This is a genomic window from Streptomyces sp. cf386 (genome assembly GCF_900103585.1).
Taxonomy (GTDB): Bacteria; Actinomycetota; Actinomycetes; order Streptomycetales; family Streptomycetaceae; genus Streptomyces.
This window is the reverse complement of the sequence record NZ_FNHV01000021.1, coordinates 112,210-132,914: the sequence shown is the minus strand read 5'-3', so window position 1 is coordinate 132,914 and position 20,705 is coordinate 112,210. Positions and strand designations below refer to the sequence as shown.

The 20,705-nt window shown below is 70.0% G+C and carries 18 protein-coding genes; 5 read left to right on the top strand and 13 right to left on the bottom strand.

All coding sequences use genetic code 11. The features are described 5' to 3' along the window. Positions 1-31 precede the first annotated feature (31 nt). Positions 32-508, bottom strand: a complete 477-nt coding sequence (locus BLU79_RS38750; RefSeq protein WP_093910713.1) for a roadblock/LC7 domain-containing protein — start codon at positions 506-508, stop codon at positions 32-34. Continuing rightward, positions 505-3,150 (bottom strand): sensor histidine kinase, encoded by a 2,646-nt coding sequence (locus BLU79_RS38745; protein WP_093910712.1) that lies wholly within the window; start codon positions 3,148-3,150, stop codon positions 505-507. Before BLU79_RS38745 ends, BLU79_RS38750 begins: the two co-directional genes overlap by 4 nt. A gap of 349 nt (positions 3,151-3,499) precedes the next feature. Here BLU79_RS38745 and BLU79_RS38740 point away from each other — a divergent pair, with 349 nt between their 5' ends. Then, positions 3,500-4,453, top strand: coding sequence for an ABC transporter substrate-binding protein (locus tag BLU79_RS38740; protein WP_093910711.1), 954 nt, complete (start codon positions 3,500-3,502; stop codon positions 4,451-4,453). Between the two features lie 69 nt (positions 4,454-4,522). Here the strand turns inward: BLU79_RS38740 and BLU79_RS38735 are convergent, their stop codons facing one another. From BLU79_RS38735 to BLU79_RS38695, 9 genes are all read right to left on the bottom strand, one after another. Further along, positions 4,523-5,902, bottom strand: coding sequence for a glycoside hydrolase family 43 protein (locus BLU79_RS38735; protein WP_093910710.1), 1,380 nt, complete (start codon positions 5,900-5,902; stop codon positions 4,523-4,525). Between the two features lie 150 nt (positions 5,903-6,052). After that, positions 6,053-6,640 (bottom strand): GTP-binding protein, encoded by a 588-nt coding sequence (locus BLU79_RS38730; RefSeq protein ID WP_093910709.1) that lies wholly within the window; start codon positions 6,638-6,640, stop codon positions 6,053-6,055. Continuing rightward, the gene (locus BLU79_RS38725; RefSeq protein ID WP_177001338.1) at positions 6,627-7,007 is read right to left on the bottom strand and encodes a DUF742 domain-containing protein; all 381 of its coding nucleotides are present in this window, start codon (positions 7,005-7,007) and stop codon (positions 6,627-6,629) included. The genes BLU79_RS38730 and BLU79_RS38725 overlap by 14 nt, the downstream gene beginning before the upstream one ends. Further along, a complete protein-coding gene (locus BLU79_RS38720) occupies positions 6,988-7,407 on the bottom strand; it encodes a roadblock/LC7 domain-containing protein (RefSeq protein ID WP_062705779.1) in 420 nt (139 codons plus the stop codon). Before BLU79_RS38720 ends, BLU79_RS38725 begins: the two co-directional genes overlap by 20 nt. An 11-nt stretch (positions 7,408-7,418) precedes the next feature. Next, positions 7,419-9,923, bottom strand: a complete 2,505-nt coding sequence (locus tag BLU79_RS38715) for a sensor histidine kinase (RefSeq protein WP_093910708.1) — start codon at positions 9,921-9,923, stop codon at positions 7,419-7,421. A gap of 238 nt (positions 9,924-10,161) precedes the next feature. Next, positions 10,162-11,160, bottom strand: a complete 999-nt coding sequence (locus tag BLU79_RS38710; RefSeq protein ID WP_093910707.1) for a substrate-binding domain-containing protein — start codon at positions 11,158-11,160, stop codon at positions 10,162-10,164. A 239-nt stretch (positions 11,161-11,399) separates the two neighbouring features. Next, positions 11,400-12,203, bottom strand: coding sequence for an SAM-dependent methyltransferase (locus BLU79_RS38705; RefSeq protein WP_093910706.1), 804 nt, complete (start codon positions 12,201-12,203; stop codon positions 11,400-11,402). A 139-nt stretch (positions 12,204-12,342) separates the two neighbouring features. After that, positions 12,343-12,753, bottom strand: a complete 411-nt coding sequence (locus BLU79_RS38700; RefSeq protein ID WP_093910705.1) for a DUF6114 domain-containing protein — start codon at positions 12,751-12,753, stop codon at positions 12,343-12,345. Next, complete coding sequence (locus BLU79_RS38695) at positions 12,750-13,445, bottom strand: DUF6230 family protein (protein ID WP_093910704.1); 696 nt, start codon at positions 13,443-13,445, stop codon at positions 12,750-12,752. The genes BLU79_RS38700 and BLU79_RS38695 overlap by 4 nt, the downstream gene beginning before the upstream one ends. A gap of 712 nt (positions 13,446-14,157) precedes the next feature. On the opposite strand from BLU79_RS38695, the gene BLU79_RS38690 reads away from it, so the two are divergent. Continuing rightward, positions 14,158-14,799 (top strand): Tat pathway signal sequence domain protein, encoded by a 642-nt coding sequence (locus tag BLU79_RS38690; protein ID WP_093910703.1) that lies wholly within the window; start codon positions 14,158-14,160, stop codon positions 14,797-14,799. Positions 14,800-14,817: 18 nt separating this feature from the next. Here BLU79_RS38690 and BLU79_RS38685 read toward each other — a convergent pair whose 3' ends face one another. Next, positions 14,818-15,768: a lytic polysaccharide monooxygenase auxiliary activity family 9 protein gene (locus tag BLU79_RS38685; RefSeq protein WP_093910742.1), complete on the bottom strand. Its 951-nt coding sequence runs from the start codon at positions 15,766-15,768 to the stop codon at positions 14,818-14,820. Positions 15,769-16,202: 434 nt separating this feature from the next. Here BLU79_RS38685 and BLU79_RS38680 point away from each other — a divergent pair, with 434 nt between their 5' ends. Next, the gene (locus BLU79_RS38680; RefSeq protein ID WP_093910702.1) at positions 16,203-18,008 is read left to right on the top strand and encodes a S8 family peptidase; all 1,806 of its coding nucleotides are present in this window, start codon (positions 16,203-16,205) and stop codon (positions 18,006-18,008) included. A 176-nt stretch (positions 18,009-18,184) separates the two neighbouring features. Here BLU79_RS38680 and BLU79_RS38675 read toward each other — a convergent pair whose 3' ends face one another. Further along, complete coding sequence (locus tag BLU79_RS38675; RefSeq protein ID WP_093910701.1) at positions 18,185-18,862, bottom strand: ScbR family autoregulator-binding transcription factor; 678 nt, start codon at positions 18,860-18,862, stop codon at positions 18,185-18,187. Positions 18,863-19,042: 180 nt separating this feature from the next. On the opposite strand from BLU79_RS38675, the gene BLU79_RS38670 reads away from it, so the two are divergent. Both BLU79_RS38670 and BLU79_RS38665 read left to right on the top strand, forming a co-directional pair. Further along, a complete protein-coding gene (locus tag BLU79_RS38670; protein WP_093910700.1) occupies positions 19,043-19,984 on the top strand; it encodes a ScbA/BarX family gamma-butyrolactone biosynthesis protein in 942 nt (313 codons plus the stop codon). 70 nt (positions 19,985-20,054) lie between these two features. Then, positions 20,055-20,702 carry a ScbR family autoregulator-binding transcription factor gene (locus tag BLU79_RS38665; protein ID WP_093910699.1) on the top strand — a complete coding sequence of 216 codons (648 nt, stop codon included), beginning with the start codon at positions 20,055-20,057 and terminating at the stop codon, positions 20,700-20,702. Positions 20,703-20,705: the final 3 nt, after the last annotated feature.

Sequence of the window (20,705 nt, the reverse complement as noted above, 5' to 3'; positions counted from 1 at the left end):
CTTGTCCGTTCTTCTCGACCGGGTGCCCCGGTCAGCGGGCCGACGCGGCGCCGACGCTGTTCTTCAGCTCCAGCACGAGCTGCGGGCTGAGGGCGCCGCCGGCTCGGTTGGCGAACACGGTCATCTCGTACGCGATGTTGCCCAGCTTGGCCTCCTTGTCGGTGACGACGCCGAGCACGGCGCCGCTGCCGATCGCGGAGACCAGGACATGGCCGCCCTCCAGGTCGATGATGACCTTGTTGAGGCCGCCGAGGCCGTAGTTGCCGGACGCGCCGGCGGCCAGGCTGGTGATGCCGGAGACGATCGCGGCGAGCCGCTCGGAGTCGGCCTGCTCCCGCAGTTCGGACACGGCGATGAGCAGTCCGTCGGACGAGACGGCGATGGCGTCCACGACGCCGGCGGTCTCGGTCGCGAAGCGATTAAGCAGCCAGGTGAAGTCGGCTGCGGCGGCCTGGAGTTCGGCCGGCGTGGTGCCTCCCGTCGGGGTGCCACCTGTCGACGTGCTCACTGCTCCGCTCCTTCCGGGGGGTCGTTCTGGTCTTGCTCTTGGGGGGTTGGGGATGTGGCTGTGGCGGAGGGTTCTCCGGTGCCCGCTCGATCGCCGCCGTGCCGGCTGTCGCGGTGCGCGCGCTCCACGGCGGACTCGAACTCCTCGATCGAGGCCCGCACCGCGTCCGCGTCCACGGCCCGCGCGCCCTGCCGCACCGCCGACGGCTGGGCGGGGACGCCGACCTGCGTACGGAGGGTCGCGCCTCGGACGCGGCGACGGAGGGGGCGGCCGACGGCGGAGGAGGGCGGCTGATCCGTCCCGCCGGCGTGCGCCGAGGAGTTCTCGTCGGCCCGGGCTCTGGGCGACGGGTCGGGCCGGTCGGCGCGGGCGTGGTCCGCGGGAGCCGGGGTGGCCGACTCCGCCGCCTCGCCGGCAGCGGCTCCGCGCTGGGAGACCCGGCGGGGGAGAGGCCGCACTCCGTCGCCGTCCGCGGCGCTGTCCGGCCGTACGGCATCCCGCTGTGTGGCGGCGGGCGTCGGGCCGTTGGCCGAAGAGGTGTGGGCGCCGTTGGCCGTGTGTATCGCCTGGGCGGCACGCGGTGTCTCTTCGGCCGCACGCGGTGTCTCTTCGGACGTACGCGTTGTCTCTTCGGCCGCCCGCGCCGCCACGGCCGCCAGCGCCGCCGTCGCCTTCGCCGTAGCCCCCGTCGTGCTCCCCGTCACCAGCAGCGACGGCGGTATCGTCACCTCGGCCGTCACACCGCCACCGGGCGTGCGCGACAGCGTGACCGTGATCTCCCACCGGCGGGCCAACGCGCCGACCACGAACAGGCCCAGGACCTTCGTCGGGACCAGGTCCAGTCGCTCACGGCGGATGAGGCGGGCGTTCTCCGCGTCGAGGCGCTCGGGGGTCATGCCGAGGCCGTGGTCGGCGACGACGATCACTGTGCCGCCGTGCTCGCCGTTCGCCACGGTCACCTCGACGGGGCTGCCCTCCGGCGAGAACGACACCGCGTTCTCCAGGAGTTCGGCCACCATCAGCGTGAGGTCGCCGATGACCTCGGGCTCCACCATGGCCTCGGTCCGCGCCCGCAGCTCCACGCGCTGGTAGCCCTCGATCTGGCCGAGTGAGGCGCGGACGAGGTTGGTCAGCGCGGTGGGCCCGGCGTCGAGGTCCGCCTCGTGGATGCCGGCGAGCAGCATCAGGCTGTCGGCGTTGCGGCGCAGACGTACCGCGATGTGGTCGATGGAGTAGAGGCGCTCCAGGAGCGCGGGGTCGGTCTCGCCCCGTTCCACCGCGTCGATCAGGGCGAGCTGACGGGTCGTCAGGTTGCTGACCCGGCGGCCCACGTTGCCGAACATCTCGGCCACGTTGCGCCGGCTGAGCACCTGCCGCTCCAGCAGCGCGACCGCCGTCGTCTGCACCTGGTTGAACACCTTCGCGAGCTCGCCGATCTCGTCGCGCGCCGCGACCGGGATCTCGTGCAGCCGTGGCGGACCGTCGTCCTCGGCGTCGTCGTCGGCCACCCGGGCCAGCTCGCGCTCGGCGACGTCGGCGACCTGCCGCGCAGCACCCGTGAGGGCCTGCACCGGCCGGACCACGGAGCGGCGGACCAGCATCACGACGACCAGCCACACGGCGAAGCCGAGCACGGCGAGCCCCAGTAGCAGGAGCGCGTTCAGCGCGGCCTCCTCGGAGGCGCGGTCCGCCCGGTCGGCGATCTGGCCGATGAGTGACGTGGTGATCGCCAGCCGGGTCTTGGCCTGGTCGCGATAGGCGGGGTAGGAGTCGAGCGCCTCCGCGAGCGACTTGCGGATCTCGGCGGGCGAATCGGCCTGCACCGCGCCGGGGTCGATCTGCAGCTCGGCGAACTGTCGGCTGATGACGTTCTGCGCGGCGGTGTACTTGATCCCGTTGAGCTGGGCGGTCTGTGCTTCGGTGGCGAACCGGGCGAAGCGGTCGGCCTGGTGGGTGTACTCGTCGTAGGAGCCGATCGCGCCGATGAACTCGATGAGCGCGTTGGAGTCACCGGTCGAGGCGGAGAAGACACCGGTCTCGAAGGCGCTGTGCGCGGCGCCCGCACGCAGCAGCGAGTCCAGCAGGTTGCCGGTGAAGGTGGTCGCGAGATCGGGGTTGTGGTCCAGTCCCAGGCCGTCGATCAGGCCCTTGGAGGCGTGGGCGTACGCCAGGTCGATGCTCTCGGCGGGCAGATACCCCTGCCCGACGGTGCCGCGCAGGCTGCTCAGGCCCTCGACCCCCTTCAGGGCCTGTGCCTCGGTCTCTGGCAGCCGGTCCCCGAAGGCGTCGCGCACCCGATCGATCTGGGCGTCCACCATGGACTGCGCGACGCGGTAGGCGGTGGACGAGGGCTTGCCGCCCTCGGTGGTCTCGTGCCGCACGGAGAGCAGGATGGCCTGCTGGTGCTCGGAGGCCAGCCGGTCGACGAGTGTGGCGACCTCGACGCTCTCACGGACCAGTTGCGCGGCGTCCGCCGCGTTGCGCGACTGCGCGATCTGCTGGGTGATGAGGTAGGCGAGGAGGACCGCGACCACGGTCAGCGGCACGCCGACCAGAAGGTTGAGTTTGCGCCGGAAGGCCCAGCGGTCGGCGAAACCGCGCAGCCGACGCGGGCGGGGCGCGCCGACCTCGTTCGTGGACACCGGGTTGCCTCCTTCGTGGGCGTCACACGGCGCGCGAGGTCTTCACGTGACCGTTGTTGATCGGCTCTGGAACGGTTGAATGCGCACGTCACACCCGCCAACGTCGGGGAGACTACCTCCTCTTGCCGTTCGTGACCGGAACTGTACGTCAAGAATCCGTTACAACACCCTCCGCCCCAAGCGTCCCCCCTTAACCTTCCGCTCCGCACCCGATCGCAAGTGACCGTTGTTCGAGGCCAATCGGTGACCGGATTGCTCTTGACTGAGGGAGAACCGGCTGGATTGGATCAGTGGAAGAGTGGAAGAGCTTTCTTCGCTCACCCAATCCCCAGAATCCGGAACGGGAATCGTGACTCTCACCGCCACAAGCAGCAGGTCCCTCAGGAACCATCCCGGCGCGGCCGCCGTCGCGCTCGCCGCCACGGCGGTGCTGCTGGCGGGATGCTCCTCCTCCGACAAGTCCGACCCGCTCGCCGGGGACAAGCCGAGCGGCGACACCGTCGTCGTCGGCTCGAACAACTTCGCCGAGAGCATCCTCCTCGCCGACATCTACGGCGAGGCCCTCAAGGCCAAGGGCATCAAGGTCACCTACAAGCCCAACATCGGCAGCCGCGAGACCACCTACGGCCTGCTGCGCAACGGCTCCGTGACGGTCCTGCCGGAGTACAACGGCTCGTTGCTCGCCTACCTCGACCCGAAGGCGGGGCAGAAGTCGGCGGACGCCGTGAACGCCGCGGTGAAGTCCAAGCTGGACGCCAAGCTGACGCTGCTGGAGTCGTCGCCGGCCGAGGACAAGGACTCCGTCAGCGTCAACGCGGAGACGGCGAAGAAGTACGACCTCACCGCCGAGTCCACCCTCGAGGACCTCAAGGACATCGCCCCGGACCTGGTGATCGGCGGCTCGCCCGAGTTCCAGACCCGGCAGCAGGGCCTGAAGGGCCTGGAGTCCGAGTACGGCCTGGAGTTCAAGTCCTTCAAGGCGCTGGACGCCGGCGGCCCGCTGACCCAGGCCGCGCTGACGAAGAACACCGTGCAGGCGGCGGACATCTTCACGACGGACCCGACCATCACCAAGGAGGGCTTCGTCGTCCTGAAGGACCCGAAGAACCTCTTCGGCTTCGCGAACGTGACCCCGCTGGTCTACAAGAGCGGCCTCTCCCAGGAGGGCGTCGACGCGCTCAACGCGGTCTCGGCCAAGCTGGACACCAAGACCCTCCTCGACCTGGACACCCAGGTCCAGCTGGAGAACAAGGACCCGCTCGACGTGGCCAAGGCCTGGCTGAAGTCGGCCGGCCTGAACTGACGTCCCCTACGGCGGGGTTGCGGACGGCGGATGCCGCCACAACCCCGCCGTACGGCTGTCGGGGGCCGCTCAGTAGCCGACCTGGAAGGTGGCGTCCTGCCGCTCGGTGGCGGTGGAGACCGGGTCGATGCGGAGGGCGAAGTCGGTGTGCCTGATGTACCGCGTCGGGTTGTTGTACGAGCGGAACGACGACCAGGACGAGTCGGCCAGCCCCGCCGTCCGGTAGAAGGTCGCGTCGCCGGCGAACGTCGACGTGCCGTCGTTCTCGTCGATGCGCAGGGCGTAGTTGTAGTGCCGCAGGTACCGGGTCGGGTAGTTGACCGACTGGAGCGAGACGGCGGAGGAGTCGGCGAGGCCCGGCACCAGCTTCCACTGCGAGTCGGGGAACGGGTCGAAGGGGTACGCGTCTATCCGCCCCGCGAAACCGCTGTGCCGGACGTAACGCGCCGGGTAGTTGTAGGACTTGAGCCGGTTCCAGGCGGGGGCGCTCCACCTGGCGATGAGGTTGTTGTACTCGGTCGAGGTGATCGGGTGGATGCCGCAGTGCTTGGAGTTGAGCGGCTGGGTGTAGAGCTTCTGGTCCACGGCCGTCCAGGTGCCGGAGGCCAGGTCACTGCTCTGCCAGGCGTAGAAGACCCCGTTCGGCGTGTACGTGTCTCCCCAGAGGTACCAGGTGTTGCCGGTCAGCGACTTCACCACGGTCGGGGCCTCGGTGCCGCCGTGCGCGACCCCGGTGCTGAAGGGCGTGAAGCTGCCGGGGTTCAGGGTCGTCGAGCGGGCGCCGACCAGGGTCTGGTCCTTCTTGTAGTAGAGGTAGTTGACCCCGTTCACGCCGACGGTGAGGTTGCCGTCGATGACGTCGTAGCCGGGGTCGAAGAAGACCTGCGGGTTCGTCGTCGTACGGAAGTCGGTCGTGTAGCTGACCATGATGACGTTGTGACCGCTGCTGTTCACCGACGAGTAGAGGATGCCGTACTGGCCTCGTGAGGCGTCCCAGAACGCCTCCGGCGCCCAACTGTGCGTGGTGGTCATGTCGTGCAGCTTCAGCAGGCGGTAGCCGGTGAAGGTGCGCAGGTCGGTGGAGTCCCAGACGTGGATGTAGACGCTGTTGCGGGTCCAGTCCGTGCCGCTCAGGTCCGTCGCGAGGACGACGAAGGTGCCGTCCTGCTTGCGCAGCAGGAACGGGTCGCGCAGACCGCCGGCGCCGAGGGTGGGGGTGGCGACGGGGGCGTTCTGGTTGAGCGGCGTCCAGCGCAGGCCGTCGGTGCTGACGGCCAGGTGGAGGTTGTAGTTCGCCTCCAGCATGGTGTTGGACTCGGTGAAGTAGACCATCGCGTACGCCGAGTCGGCGGCGTGCGCGGTCCCCGCGGCGAGGGCCAGGGCGCCGGTCGTGGCGAGCGGGACGGTCGCTGCCATGCCGAGGAAGTGTCTGCGGGAGGGGTTCGTCATGCGGCTCTCCAGGGGTGCGGGGGGTTCCCGAGCTGTCGGTATTTCGAACGCAGTTCGGTGAATCGACCAGAAGGTAGGAGAGCGTGGAGGGCGCGTCAATCACATGGTCATCCTTGGCGGTTTCCCGCCACTCGATGCGACGGCTTCGGTTCAGCTCGCCTTGCGGGCGTCGGCGATCAGCTGGTCGATCAGGGCGATCAGCACGTCCCGGGACGACTCGCGCTCCCGTGCGTCGCACAGCAGCACCGGCACATCCGCCGGGAGTGCGAGGGCGTCCCGGATGTCCTCGGCGGGGTAGGGGTGTTCGCCGTGGAAGCCGTTGACGCCGACCACGAAGGGAATGCCCCGGCGCTCGAAGAAGTCGATCGCCGCGAAGCTGGAGTCGGGCCGGCGGACGTCCACCAGGACCACGGCTCCCAGCGCCCCGATCGCGAGGTCGTTCCACATGAACCAGAACCGCTGCTGCCCGGGTGTACCGAAGAGATAAAGCACCAGCTCGCGGCTGATGGTGATCCGGCCGAAGTCCAGGGCCACGGTGGTGGCCTGCTTCTGCTCGATGCCGTTGAGGTCGTCGATGCCGAGGCCCGCGACGGTCAGGGGCTCCTCGGTGCGCAACGGGGCGATCTCGCTGACCGACCCGACCATGGTGGTCTTGCCGACACCGAAGCCGCCGGCGATGAGGATCTTGACCGTGTCGGGCGGTGCGATCGCCTCCACGGTGGTGTCAGAGCCGGCCAAGGCCGTCCCTCACTTTCTGCAGCAGGTCCAGGTCCGGGGTGCGGGGGGTGACGGGGTGCGGCGGGTGCATGGTGATCAGGCCCGCCTCCAGCAGATCGCAGAGCATGATGGCGACCACGCTCACCGGGAGGTCGAGATGGGCCGCGAGTTCCGCGACCGCGATCGGCCGCGCGCAGCGCCGCAGGATCCGCGCCTGCTCGGGCTGCGGCCGCGGTGCCCGCTCCGGCGGTGGATCCACCGCGGTCACCGTCGTGATGAGCGTGAAGTCGGTGCGGCTGGGCCGGGTCCGGCCACCGGTCAGCGTGAACGGACGTACCAGCCGCCCCGCCGTATCGTCTCCGCCCACCTCACGCGCCAGGGCCGACATGGGCCCGCGGTGCCGCCGACAGGTGCTCGCCGATCTTCTTCACCAGCATGTTCATCTGGTACGCCACCACACCGACGTCGGCGCCCTGGTTGGTGAGCACGACGAGGTGGGCGCCCGGTCCGGCGGAGGTCAGGATCAGATAGCTGTGCGCCATCTCGATCAGCGCCTGGCGCACCGGTCCGCCCCGGAAGTCCATGCTGACGCCCTTGCTGAGGCTCATCAGGCCGGACGCGGTCGCCGCCAGCCGCTCGGCGTCGTCGCGCAGGAACCCGGTGGACTTGCTGACCACCAGCCCGTCCTCGGAGAGGACGACGGCGTGGTTGACGTCGGCGACCCGCTCCACGAGTCCGGTGAGCAACTGGTCGAGCTGGGTGTCCGTGGCGGGGGTGGGGCGTGTCATGGCGGTGTCCTTCATGAGCGGTCGGCGGGCGGGGTGGAGGACGTGGGGGAGGCGGCGGACGCGGCGGCCGAGGCGGCGTCGGCCGAGGGCGGCTCCTCGCGGGCGGAATCGTCACGGGCCCGCCGAGCGGCCGGGACCCGCAGGTCCGGCACCTCTGACGCCTCCGGATCCTCGTCGCCGTCGCCATCGCTGGCTTCGAGCGTGCCCCGCTGGAACGCGGCCAGGGCGGCCGGGCCTTGGTGGTCTGTGGCTGCGAGGGCGTCTGGTGTCTCGTCGCCGCAGTCGTCGCGGGCCTGGAGCGTGCCCCGCTGGAAGCAGGCGAGAGAAGAGGCGGCTCGTTCCGCTGTGAAGTCGTCGGCGGGGTCGCTCTCCTCGGCGGGCGGGGCCTCCTCGCGCAGCTCGGCGGCCAGGCTGGTCTGCGGGACGCGGCGGGGGAGAGGGGAGAGGCCGCCAGGAGGTGCGGTGGGTGCGGGGGCCGGGGTGGGTGCGGTGCGGGACGGGACGACGGGGCGGGACTCCCGTACCGGCTCCTCCGGTTCGGCGGCACCGGCGTGCTCCACCTCCTCCCGGTCCGGGGCGGCGGACACGTCCCGCACCACGACGTCGTGCGGGATCAGCACGATCGCCGTCGTGCCGCCGTACGGCGAGGAGCGCAGCGTGACGGCGATGCCGTGCCGCCGGGCGAGCCGGCCGATCACGAACATGCCGAGCCGCAGGTCGTCCGCGAGCGCCACGACGTCGAACTGCGGGGGCTCGGCCAACTGGGCGTTGAAGGAGTCGTAGTCCTCCTCCGACATCCCGAGGCCGCGGTCCTCGACCTCCACGGCCAGCCCCTTGGCCACCATCGCGGCCCGCACCCCGACCGGCGCCGGAGCGGGCGAGTACAGCGTGGCGTTCTCGATCAGCTCGGCCAGCAGATGGATGACGTCGGCCACCGCGGGCGGCGCGAGATGCACCTCCTCCTCGGTGTGCACCTCCACCCGCTGGTACTCGGCGACCTCGCCGACGGCGCTGCGCAGGATGTCGATCAGCGCGACCGGCTCGCTCCAGCTGCGGCCCGGCCGCTCACCGCTGATGATGACGAGGTTCTCCTCGTAGCGGCGCAACTGGCTGGCGGTGGAGTCCAGTTCGTAGAGCCCCTTGAGGATCTCGGGGTCCTGGTGCGCGCGCTCCAGCGCGTCCAGCTTGGTGAGCTGGAGGTTGACCAGGTTCTGGCTCTGCCGGGCGATGCCGAGGATGATCTTCTGGAAGCCGCGCCGGGTGTCGGCGAGTTCGACGGCCGTGTGCACGGCGGTGCGCTGCGCGGTGTTGAACGCCTTGGCCACCTGGCCGAGTTCGTCGTGCCCGTAGTCGAGCGGCGGCGTCGCCAGCTCCACGTCGACCGTCTCGCCCCGCTCCAGCCGGGCCACCACGTCCGGCAGCCGATCGTGGGCGAGGCCCAGGGTGGCCTCCCGCAGGCCCCGCAGGCGCCGGGACAGCGAGCGTGTGATCCGCCAGGACATCCCGACGCACAGCAGCAGGGCGACCAGTCCGCCGGCGCTCAGGAAGGCGGCCTTGATCAGAAGGTTGCGCGCGTTGTCGGCGCTACGGGTCAGCAGCCCGGTGGTCTGCTGCCGGATCAGGACCTCGTACTCGTCGGAGACCTTGACCAGCGCGGCCCGCCACTCCTTCTGCGCGTCGGGAACGGCGATGTCACCCTCGGCACGCGCCGCCGCCCGGGCCGCGAGCACCCGGTCCTCGACGGACTCCAGGGTCCGCCACTGCGGGCTGTCCAGGATCCGCTCGGTCTCCGACTTCGCGCTCCCGGTGAGCGAGGGGAGGATCTGGTCGTCGACGAGCCAGCGGCGGGTGTTCACCAGCTCCGCGAACTCGGTCCAGGTCTTCTCGTCCATCTTCCGCGACGGCGAGGACAGCGTCAGCAGCGCGTCCTCCCGGGACACCAGTTCCGCCGCGTGCTCCAGCGAGACCAACGGACCGGCCTGCGAGGTGAGATCGCCGTCGTCGACCTGGGAGAGCTCCTGGAAGGCGTGGATCTGGTCGTCGATGATCGATGTGTACTGGCCGAGCGCCTGTACGGCCGGAATGTCGGTCGGGTTGTCCACCTGGCCCCGGTAGTACTCCAGGCTGCTCACCGACGCGACGACCGAGTACAGCCGGTCCTTGATCCGCGAGGGCGCCTGCTGGATCTCGTCCGACTGGGCGAGCAGCTTGGCGACCGCCTTGTCGGTCTTGCCGCGCTGCGCGTCGAGTGCCGTGCGGGCGGCCTCCTGACGCGTGGCGAGCCATACGGCCGAGTAGCTGCGTTCCTGCTGGAGCGCGAGCGTGGCCTCGGTGCCCATGGCCCCGGTCGACTTGCTCAACCCGGTCTGCGAGCGCAGTCGCAGGCCCTCCGAGAACATCTGGATCGTCGTCACGCTCCAGACGGCGGCGAGCGTGACGCTGGGGACCAGCGCGAGGAGGATCAGGGAGAGACGTATGGAGCCGAGGCGGCGCCGGGGACCTGTCCGTGGAGACATTGTCGTCCTAGGGCGATCAGCGGAGGGCGGGGAGGGTCAGCGCGGAAGCGGATGGGGAGGGGCAGGCGGGTGGGGGAGGGGCAAGCGGGTGGAGGTACGAGCGGAAGGTGGACGGGCGCGAGGGGGTGGTCGCGTGTCCGGCACGTCACAGGGGGTTCGCAGGATGTTATCCGTACATGTGGACGTACACGTCACACCTGACCGAATCTTTGGCGACACCCTCGGCAGAAGTGTCCGGTCAGCGCGTCCCGTTGGCGGCGAACTTCGCGACCGCGGCGATGTTCGCCTTGGTGACGAACGCCGGCCCGGTGAGCACCGGGTCCTCGCCGCCGCCGAGGGTGTTGCCGTTGGTCCGGTACAGCCAGAGCGAGTCCACGGCGAGATAGCCCTGCAGATACGGCTGCTGATCCACCGCGAACTGCACGTCCCCGTCCTGGACCGCCTTGACGAGGTCCTTGTTGAGATCGAAGGTCGCGACCCGCGCCTTGCTGTGCGCCTCGTCGGTCGACTTCACCGCGGCGAGCGCGAACTGCGCGCCGTTCGTGACCACTTCGTCGATGCTCGGGTCCTGCGTCAGCCGGGACGCGACGGTGGCGGTCACCGCGTCCATGTCGGTGCCGTCCACATAGAGGTTCTCGGTCTCGCCGCCGAACGTCTTCTTCACGCCCGCACAGCGTGCCTCCAGGGCGACGTTGCCGCGCTCGTGGATGACGCACAGCGCGTGCTTGGCCTTGAGATCGTCGAGCTTGCCGCCGACGGCGCGGCCCGCGACGCTCTCGTCCTGGCCGAAGTAGCCCAGCAGTCCGGCGGACTGCCAGTCGTCTATACCGGAGTTGAGGCCGACCACGGGTATGCCGGCTCGGCGCGCCTCGCTGACGGGACCCGTCATCGCCGACGGCTTGGCGAGGGTCACCGCGATGCCGTCGGCCTTCTGCCGGACCGCGTCGCGCATCAACTCGGCCTGTCCTGCCGGGTCCGAGTCGCTCACGTAGGTCAGCTCGATGTCGTCCTTGGCGGCCGCGGCCTGGGCACCCTTGTGCACCAGCTCCCAGAAGGCGTCGCCCTTGCCGCCGTGGGCGACGAGGGTGACCTTCAGTCGTGCGGTGCTCGCCGCCGCGTCGGCACCCGACGCGTCGTCGGTCCCGCCGAGGGCGGAGCAGCCGGACAGCAGCAGACAGGCGGCGGCCGTGAGAGCCGCGAGCCGAGCGGAACCGGGAGAGGGGGGTGGGGTCTTCATGAGGGTGCGGCACCTCGCTGTGCGGCCGAGCCGGAGGAACGAACGAGAGGACGATCGGTGCCGGGAGGAGTGCGCCGACCTGTGAACTCTCGCTGAGGCGGAGCCAATCGCGTGTGACCACCGGTAGTCAAGTGTGCAACCACAAGGCGTGAGTCGTTGCTCCCACATCGTGATGAACCGCTGGCCGGAGGGCAGACCGGCCTCCGGCCCGCCCACACCGCTTGCGCTCGCAAACCGGGTCAACTCGGCTTGCGTGCCACCGCCCCGTACATCGCGATGTCCGCGTCCCGGACCGCCTCGGTGCCGGCGCCGTCCGGACGCCACTTGTGGACCTGGACGATGCCCGGCTCGACGAGGTCCAGACCGGTGAAGAAATCCCCGGCCTCGTCGAGGGTGCGCAGCCGCATCGGCATGCCCCGGGCCGCGTACTCCCGGGCGACCCGGCCGACCTCGTCCGGCGCGAACTCGGCCGTACCGATGGACATCGCGAGGTAACTCCCCGCGGGCAACGGTTCGAGCAGCCGCCGTACGATCCCCACGGCATCGTGCTCGTCCAGCAGGAAGTGCACGATCGCGATGACGGTGAGCCCGACCGGCTCACCGAGATCGAGGGTCTCGCGAAAGGCCGGGGCGTCGAGCACGGCCGCCGGGTCGCGCATATCGGCTTCGATGTACGCCGGCCTGCCCTCGGGCGTGCCGGACATCAGCCCTTGGGACAGCGTGAGAACCAGCGGATCGTTGTCGACGTACACGACCCGGGACTCCGGCGCGACCGACTGGGCGATCTCATGGATGTTGGGCGAGGTCGGTATCCCGGTCCCGATGTCAAGGAACTGCCGTATACCGGCCTCCGCGGCGAGATACCGCACAGCACGGTTCATGAAGTCCCGGTTGGCCCGCATATGAACGGGCAACGCGGGCCACTCACGCACCATGGCGTCGCCCGCTTCCCGGTCGGCGGGGTAGTAGTCCTTGCCGCCGATGATGTAGTCGTAGATGCGGGCGGAATGGGCGGTTTCGGTGTCAATGCGGTCGGTGGACATGAGGCCTCCGGGGCGTCGGCGTCGGGCCGGGTCAGTTTGTCAACTGCCCAAGGGTGCTGGGAAGTTGGCGGGACGGAGCCAACCTGAAGGGGCGCGGGGAACTGCGCGACCAGCCCCCACGCACCCGCACCCGCCGAACTCAACCAGCCCCAACGGCGCTCCGGCGACGCTCCCGCCGACTCCGCCGCGGCTCCTGATCCGGCAGCCACCCGAACGCGAGAGAACTCCCCGCCACACCCAGCGACAGCCCCACGAAAAACCCACCAAGATTCGACGTGGGCCAGGTCCCGAGCGAAACCAGAACCCCGGTGATCGAGTAGAAGAGCCGCTGCGCCGGATTGAACAGCACCAGCAACCCCAGCAACACCATCAGCCCCGGCAGCAGATACCCGGCCAGCCCCTGCATACCGACATGCAGAACGACCTTCAGCGAAGCCTTCATCGTGAGCAGAATCCACGCCCCGCCCAGCGCGAGCAACAACCCGCCCCAGAACGGCCGGTCGGCCCGCCAACGACGGAAGGTCGACCGGAATCCCGCACGCTCGCTCATGGGCAACCCGAACTGCTGAACCGGAGCTTCAGCCCGGGAAGCCTGAACACCCCGGCAGTCGTCGCGTAGTTCGTCTGCCGCAGATTGGCGATGTGCACGGTGTCCGCCTGCTGGCTGAAGACACCGATCGGCCCCTTCACCCCCGCCTTGGTCAACGTACTCGCGTCGTTGCCGATCTCGATGTTGTCGAACGCCGCGTCACCCGACAGCTCGGTCGAGTCGGTGGTCAGATCGACCGCCGTCACCTTCTGCGCCCCGCTCCCCGCGGTGATGAGCAGGTTGACGCCGCCGAGGTCGACGCTCTGGCACAGCTTCGTGAGTGTCGCGTTCTTGATCGCGGACGTGACGACCAGCACCTGGCCGCCGGTGTCCCCTTCGTTGGGGCTGCCCGGCGCCATGTTGTCCAGGCCGCCGAACTGCTCGAACCCGGTGCCGTTGAGCTCGGTCGCGGTGACCGTGAAGGGCATGCCGGAGATGGCGAACTGCACGCCCAGCGCGCCTTCGGCGGTGAGGACCGCGAGGGCGCCGGCGACGAGGGTGGCCGGCACCGCCATCACGGCGGCCCGACGTGCCCGGACCCGCCCGCGTCTCGCGGGGCCGTCGGGGGTTTCGGAGGCTTCGGACACGGAACCGCTTTCCGGGTTCCGGGGTGTGTTGTCGGCGGACGAGGAGACGTCCGAGGACGAGGCCATAACTGCTCCCAGGTGCATAAAAGTGCGGGTAGGGCAATCAACGGCACGTTGTCCTGGCGCGGACAGCGCCCACGGCGCACGTCTCCTCGCAACTCCCGGCGGGTGCAAGGGCTTTCTCGTACTCCGCAGTAGCCTGCCGGGAAGTTACCGGTGGTTACACATGAGGGTCAAGGCGGTTGTGCAAAAAGGGTGTTGGTTGTGTGCCACCTGTGGGTCAAGGGTTTCCGGGGGCCTCAGGGAGCTCTGCGAGGAGCATCAACTCCCTTGCAACTCCTTGACGTTGACTGACACTCAGGTCTACAACTCTCCCTGGCTCCCCCCTGGATCCGTGGCGCCGGATCCGCCGCCACGCGGCCTCTGCCCGCGTTCCCGGACCTGATGTCCTTCACATTTCCTTTTCCGCTTCACTCCGCGAGATCACTCCACGGCGCCGTCACGGTCGCTTCCCCCTCGGTCCGTGCCGGCCGCCCCCCCCGCCCGGTCCGGCCGGAGCCCTCCCCACGGTCTTCGGCCGGCCACCGGTCGGGCTGTCGTTGCCGGTCCGTGTCGTACGGAGAAGGCGTCACGGACCGGCAACGGCCCACGCGGAACTCGCGCACCCCCCCACCTCCTTCCATCTCCCCCCCCACGTCCCTCCACCTCCCCCCCCGAACCCCCTGAGCCTTCAGACCCTCAGGGCACTCCCCCGCAACGAAAGACGAGGTACACCCGCATGCGCGCACGCACCTTCCTCACCCTCGCCGGCACCGTCGCCGCCCTCGGGCTCGCCGTCCCCGCCTCGGCCGCCGACACCCCGGTCCTGACCGCCACCGACGGAGCGGCCGTCGCGGTCGGCGCAGTCCTGGACGCGTCCCTGGCGAGCGGCACCGCCGCCACGTTCTACTCGAGCGCGACCGGCACCAGCGGCATCTCCTGCACCAGCTCGGCGTTCTCTGCCACCGTGACCGACAACCCCGCCGCTCCCGGCACCGCCACCGAGTCGCTGACCTCCCACACCTTCGACACGGGCGGCTGCACCGCCAACGTCACCGGTGTGCTCGGCGTCAGCGGCATCACCGTCGACAACCTGCCGTACACCACCAGCGTGTCCTCCGACGGCACGGTCACCGTGACCCCGGCCGCGGGCTCCGCCATCCAGTCCACGGTCAAGCTGCGCACCCTGCTCGGCAGCATCACCTGCGTCTACCAGGCGCCGAGCCTCTCCGGCACGGCGAGCAACGCCGACAACAGCATCGCCTTCGCCGGCCAGCCGTTCACCAAGACGTCCGGTTCGTCGCTGTGCTTCAGCAACGCCTACTTCACCGCCAAGTACGCTCCGGTGACGAGCTCGGGCCTCGCCGTGAACGTCAACTGACCGTCCTGCGGCGGTAGTTCACCGTCGACGCAGACGCAATGCCAGGGCGGCGCCGCCGGTGAGCACCAGCACCGCCGCGGCGCCGCCCGCCAGCATGGGAGTGGACGGCCCCGTGCCGGTGTCGGTGCCGGAGGCCACCGGGGTGCTGTCGCCCTGCGGTCGCGCGGACGCCGGGGACTTCGACGGCGGCTGAGGTGTGCGCTGGTCGACGGCCGGTGACGGGCTGCCGTCGGTGCGCTTCTCGGGCGCCGCCGAAGGGCTGCCGTCCGTACGCTTCTCGCCGCTGCCCGGGGAGGCGGCTGCGGCGCCCTCGCCGCCCTGCTCCTTCGTCTCCGGGAACACCACGTCCGAGCACGAGTAGTACGTGTCCGGCGTGCTGCTGTTCTGCCAGATCGTGTACAGCACATGCCGCCCGGCCCGGTCGGACGGCAGCTTCGCCCGTATCCGGTACGCCCCGTCCGTCAGCGCCGGGTCCTTCACCTCCGCGAACGGCCGCTCCGTGAGGTCGGACCAGGTGAGCGGCTTCGTCGGGTCGTAGCCCGGCTTGGTGAGATAGAGCCGGAAGGTGCCGGTGTGCGGGATCGTCGAGACGTACCGCATGGTCAGGTTGGCACCCGGGGTCAGCCGGGTCGACGGCCAGTCGGCGCGGGCGAGGTCGAGGCCCCGGTAGGCGGGCAGCCCGCCGCTGCACAGCTCTCCGTCGGGGACGACCTGCCGGTCCCGGCCGTTCACGTTCGCGATCCGCAGGTTGTCCCAGGCCGTGAAGGGCGCACCGTTCGACGCGACCGCCGCCTCGCACGCCGCCGACCGGGACGCGCCGCCGCCGTCGGGGGAACAGGCGAAGACCCGGCTGACCGGATCCGTCGGGGCGCCGTGCGCACGAGCGGGGCCCGCGGTCCACACCGTGAGCAGCAACGGCGTGACGGCGGCTGCTGCCAGGGCGGTGCGGTGCGATTTCATCCAGGGCATCCGGGGCATCCGGAACGTCTCCTCGGCCGGCGCGGGAACGGTCCTTGTGCAGTACGGGAAAGGGGCGCGGCGCGTTCAGTGCGCGACGAACCGGGCAGAGCCCGTCCATACCGGTCAACTCTTCGACGTAGAGGGTGGGTTTCCGGCCTGATCTAGGGTTTCCCCTGTATCCCGATGACCTTTTCTTTGCCTATCGTTCGACCACAGCCGCCCCACAGGTAACCCCGAACGGGTCGACTCCCGCGCCAGGCCGGCCGCCGCGCGCCCCGCACTTGCTGCACTGCCCCCCCACGCACCTGCTGCACTGCCCCCCCACGCATTCGCCGCATTGCCCCACCCGCCTTCCGGCGTAACCCCCCGCCGCTTCGAGGACGAAGCGAAGAGACCGCCGCTCCGCGCTGCCCGGAGTACGGCCGGCCACGAAAGGCACACCCTTGCGTACCTCTGCATCCACCAGACGGAAGCTGATATCCGTCGCCGCGGTCTCCGCCGCCCTGTTCACGGCCGCCACCACCGTCGCCGTGGCCCAGGAACCCGCTCCCCGGGAAGCCGCCGTCCCCACGGCGCAGACCGAGGCCGCCCCCGGCGCCGCCGCCGAGCGCCTCATCGTCGGCTACAAGTCCGGCGCCGCCGAGGCCAAGTCGAACAAGGCCGCCGAGACCGACGCCGCCGCCAAGGGCAAGGAGGCCGGCGAGGACCTCGACTTCCAGCGCCGCCTCGGCTCCGGTGCCGCCCTCGTCGACCTGGGCGAGAACCTCACCAGGACGGACGTCGCCGACGTCGTCGCCGAGTACCAGGCCGACCCGCAGGTCGCCTACGTCGTACCGGACCGGCTGAACAAGCCGCTGGCCACGCCCAACGACACCGAGTACACCAAGCAGTGGGACCTCTTCGAGACCACCGCGGGCATGAACGTGCCGGGTGCCTGGGACGTCGCCACCGGCACCGGGGTGACCGTCGCCGTCATCGACACCGGTTACGTCTCCCACTCCGACCTCGGCGCCAACATCGTCGCGGGCTACGACTTCATCAGCGACACCGCCGTCTCCAACGACGGCAACGGCCGTGACAGCAACCCGGCCGACACGGGCGACTGGACCACCGACGGCCAGTGCAGCGACGACTGGACGGCCACCACGTCCTCCTGGCACGGCACCCACGTCGCGGGCACCATCGCCGCGGTCACCAACAACAGCAAGGGCGTCGCGGGCATCGCCTACGGTGCGAAGGTCTCCCCGCTGCGGGTCCTCGGCCAGTGCGGCGGCTACGACTCCGACATCATCGACGCCATCACCTGGGCGTCCGGCGGTACGGTCTCCGGTGTCCCGGCGAACACCAACGTCGCCAAGGTCATCAACATGAGCCTCGGCGGTGGCGGTGCCTGCTCCACCGCGACGCAGAGCGCGATCAACGCGGCCGTGAACCGCGGCACCGCGGTCGTCGTCGCGGCGGGCAACAGCAACGCCAACGCGGCCAACTACTCGCCGGCCAGCTGCAACAACGTCATCAGCGTGGCCGCCGCCGACCGCCAGGGGAACCGCTCCTACTACTCCAACTTCGGATCGGTCGTCGACATCGCCGCCCCGGGCGGCGAGACCAACTCCGTCACGGCCAACGGCATCCTGTCCACGCTGAACTCCGGCGCGCAGGGCCCGTCCTCCGAGAGCTACGAGTACTACCAGGGCACCAGCATGGCCGCCCCGCACGTCGCGGGTCTGGCCGCGCTGATGAAGTCGGCCAACGCGTCGCTGACCCCGGCGCAGATCGAGTCCGCGATCAAGACCAACTCGCGTACTCTTCCCGGCACCTGCTCGGGCGGCTGCGGTGCGGGCCTCGCGGACGCGGCCAAGACGGTGCAGGCGGTGAGCGGCAGCTCCGGCGGCTCCACGGGGGGCACCACCTTCACCAGTTCCGGCGCGGTCTCCGTCCCGGACAACGGCGCGGCCGTCGAGTCCTCCATCACCGTCAGCGGCCGCAGCGGCAACGCCCCCTCGGCCCTCCAGGTCGGCGTGGACATCACCCACACCTACCGCGGTGACCTGGTCATCGACCTGGTGGCCCCGGACGGTTCGACCTACCGTCTGAAGGCCGCCAGCTCCTCGGACTCGGCGGACAACGTCAGCACCACCTACACGGTGAACGCCTCCAGCGAGACCGCCAACGGCACCTGGAAGCTGCGCGTCCAGGACACGGCGGCCCAGGACACGGGCAGGATCAACAGCTGGAAGCTGACCTTCTGAGCCAACCCTGAACACGGGTCCTGAACGGACGCGTATCACATGCGGGCGGGCCGGCCGATGCGGATGGGGCATCGGCGGGCCCGCCGTTCGTCTATGTCGGTGATGACCACCGGCCAAGCCTGTGATGACCACCCACCGGCCTGACGGAAACCGTCACTCCGGTCGGTGTCGTGTACTCAGCGTGCGGACAGGTCCATGGCGTCCTGCTCGGCGTCCTCCGTGTCGAGGGCGGCCAGGACGCGGACCCCTCGGTCGGGCCTGCGGTCGATGCCGGTCAGCAGTCCCGGTAGCGCGATACTCGGCAGGAGGTGTCCCCACAGCACCGAGGTCCGCTCCGCCAGATCGCCGCGGTCGGTCAGCGCGCGGGACATCAGCTGAATGCCTGCGAACGCGCCGACGATCAGCTCCGCCGTGTGCCTGGGCTGCACGGTGGGCAGCAACTCGCCCTGTTCATTGGCCCGTTCGAGCACCACTACCAGATGGTCCACCCACTGCCGGAACGGCCCCGAGTGGTCGACACCGGGCGGTGCACTCTGGTCCACCGCCAGCCGCACGCTTCCCTTGAGCAGTGAGTTGTCGAGCAGCCGCTGCCCGAACACGAAGGTTATGTCGACGAGTTCCTGCAGCTTGCACGGCTGCGGCGGCACCGCGCCGAGCGACAGTTGCTCGTCCAGGACGGCCTGGGCCAGGGACTCCTTGGACGGGAAGTGGAAGTACAGGGCGCCCTTGGTCACCTCGGCCCGCTCCAGGACCATCGAGATGGTGGTCGCGGTGTACCCGTGTTCGTCGAAGACCGCGCCCGCGGCCTCCAGGATCACCCTCCGCGTTCTGATGGCGCGCTCCTGCCTCGCCATAACAGCCCCTCCGCTGTACCGAGTTGGCCTGTGCGCCCGGCGTGCGCCGGAGCGGATTCGGGCACGGCGAGCGACCCGAGGCCGCATTGAAAACAAACCGGTCGCCTCGTACTCTAACGCTCGCGGCACGGGCACCTCGCCGTCTGTCAGCGCACACACGGAGGGACCCTGGGAGGGGAAATGCCTCATCCGCGGCAACTCGCCACGTACCCGCTCGCCGAGACCTCGATGGCGCCGGCCAGCCTGACCGCCACCGTACCCCGCCAGCTCGTCCACCGGGCCGCGGTGGCCGAAACGCTGCTCACCGGCGTGACCAGCACCGCCACCGACCGGTTCACCGTCTTCGCCCAATGGCCGCGCGCCCACCAGTTACACGTGTCGTCGGACCGGACGGCGTACGAGCCGCTGCTCGTCGCGGAAACCGTCCGTCAGGCGGCCGCCCTCCTGGCGCACACCGCCTACGAAGTCCCCCTGGGGCACCAGTTCGTGCTCAGGGAACTCCGGATCACCACACACCCCGAGCATCTGGCCGTCGGCGCCGCACCCGCCGAACCCACCCTCCGCGTCACCGTCTCCGATGTCGATCAGCGCGGTGGCCGCCCGGCCGGATTCCGGTGCGACGCCGACATACGGGTCGGCGGCGAGCACGTCGCCACCGGGCACCTGGCCATCACCTGGACCAGCGAGGCCGTCTACCGTCGGCTGCGCGGCGGCCGTACCGCGGCCACCGTGTCGGCCGTGCCCGTCCCGCCCGGTCTGCCGCCCGCCGAAGTGGAACGTGCCCTGCCCGCGGATGTCGTCCTCGCCCCGGCGGATCACCCCGACCGCTGGCAGCTGCGAGTTGATACCGCACATGCTGTTTTCTTCGATCATCCACTCGATCACGTGCCGGGAATGCTGCTCCTCGAAGCCGCCCGCCAGGCCGTGCGCGCCAGGGCCCGGAACCGCGGCCGGACGCCCGTTTCCTTCCACACCGTCTTCCACCAGTATGCCGAACTCGACCGGCCCACCTGGATAGAGGTGGTGGACGTGCCCGGTGCGCACGACTCCGACGTGCAAGTGGTGGGACGGCAGGGGGAGACGACGCTTTTCGAGTGTGCGGTGGGAACCGGGAAGGGGTGAGTTATCTTTGACGGAGAGTAAGAAACAAACGGCATGACCCGTTCTTTTCAGTCCCAGGAGAGTCCAGCCGATGGTGAGGCAGTTACGCGCCGAACAGACCCGCACCACGATCCTCACAGCCGCCGCCGAACTGTTCGACCGTCACGGCTATGAATCGACCAGCCTCAGCGACATCGTCGAGCATGCCCAAGTCACCAAGGGCGCCCTGTACTTCCACTTCGCGGCCAAGGAGGACCTCGCCCAGGCCATCATGGAGCTCCAGTCCAGGGCCTCCCGTCAGGTGGCGAGCGAGATGGACGCCCGGGGCCACTCCTCCCTGGAGGCACTGATCCGCACGACGTTCGGCATCACGCGCCTGACCGTCGAGGGCCCGATACCCCGGGCCGGCCTGCGCCTGGCCACCGGGGGAGTGGTGATACGGCCGCCCCTGCGGCACCCCTTCACCGAGCTGCTGGACATCACCACCCGCAGACTCCACGGCGCCGCCAAGGAGTCCGACATTCATCCGGACGTCGACGTCGAGGCAGCGGCCCACTCCCTCGTCTGCTTCTTCGTCGGCACCCGCGTCGTCGGCCGCTCCCTCGAACCCGTCGCGCGCCAGCCCCGCCGGGTGGCCGAGATGTGGCACCTCATGATCCGGGGCCTGGTCCCGGTACCCCGCCGCGCCCGCTACCTCACCCTCGCGACACAGCTGGAGCGGGAGAACAGAGCCGTATGACGC

Excerpts from the sequence above, each read along its gene's own strand:
- BLU79_RS38735 (WP_093910710.1), bottom strand. The coding sequence starts at position 5,902 with ATGACGAACCCCTCCCGCAGACACTTCCTCGGCATGGCAGCGACCGTC.
- BLU79_RS38725 (WP_177001338.1), bottom strand. The coding sequence starts at position 7,007 with ATGTCGGCCCTGGCGCGTGAGGTGGGCGGAGACGATACGGCGGGGCGG.
- BLU79_RS38720 (WP_062705779.1), bottom strand. The coding sequence starts at position 7,407 with ATGACACGCCCCACCCCCGCCACGGACACCCAGCTCGACCAGTTGCTC.
- BLU79_RS38715 (WP_093910708.1), bottom strand. The coding sequence starts at position 9,923 with ATGTCTCCACGGACAGGTCCCCGGCGCCGCCTCGGCTCCATACGTCTC.
- BLU79_RS38710 (WP_093910707.1), bottom strand. The coding sequence starts at position 11,160 with ATGAAGACCCCACCCCCCTCTCCCGGTTCCGCTCGGCTCGCGGCTCTC.
- BLU79_RS38705 (WP_093910706.1), bottom strand. The coding sequence starts at position 12,203 with ATGTCCACCGACCGCATTGACACCGAAACCGCCCATTCCGCCCGCATC.
- BLU79_RS38700 (WP_093910705.1), bottom strand. The coding sequence starts at position 12,753 with ATGAGCGAGCGTGCGGGATTCCGGTCGACCTTCCGTCGTTGGCGGGCC.
- BLU79_RS38695 (WP_093910704.1), bottom strand. The coding sequence starts at position 13,445 with ATGGCCTCGTCCTCGGACGTCTCCTCGTCCGCCGACAACACACCCCGG.
- BLU79_RS38690 (WP_093910703.1), top strand. The coding sequence starts at position 14,158 with ATGCGCGCACGCACCTTCCTCACCCTCGCCGGCACCGTCGCCGCCCTC.
- BLU79_RS38685 (WP_093910742.1), bottom strand. The coding sequence starts at position 15,768 with ATGCCCTGGATGAAATCGCACCGCACCGCCCTGGCAGCAGCCGCCGTC.
- BLU79_RS38675 (WP_093910701.1), bottom strand. The coding sequence starts at position 18,862 with ATGGCGAGGCAGGAGCGCGCCATCAGAACGCGGAGGGTGATCCTGGAG.
- BLU79_RS38670 (WP_093910700.1), top strand. The coding sequence starts at position 19,043 with ATGCCTCATCCGCGGCAACTCGCCACGTACCCGCTCGCCGAGACCTCG.
- BLU79_RS38665 (WP_093910699.1), top strand. The coding sequence starts at position 20,055 with ATGGTGAGGCAGTTACGCGCCGAACAGACCCGCACCACGATCCTCACA.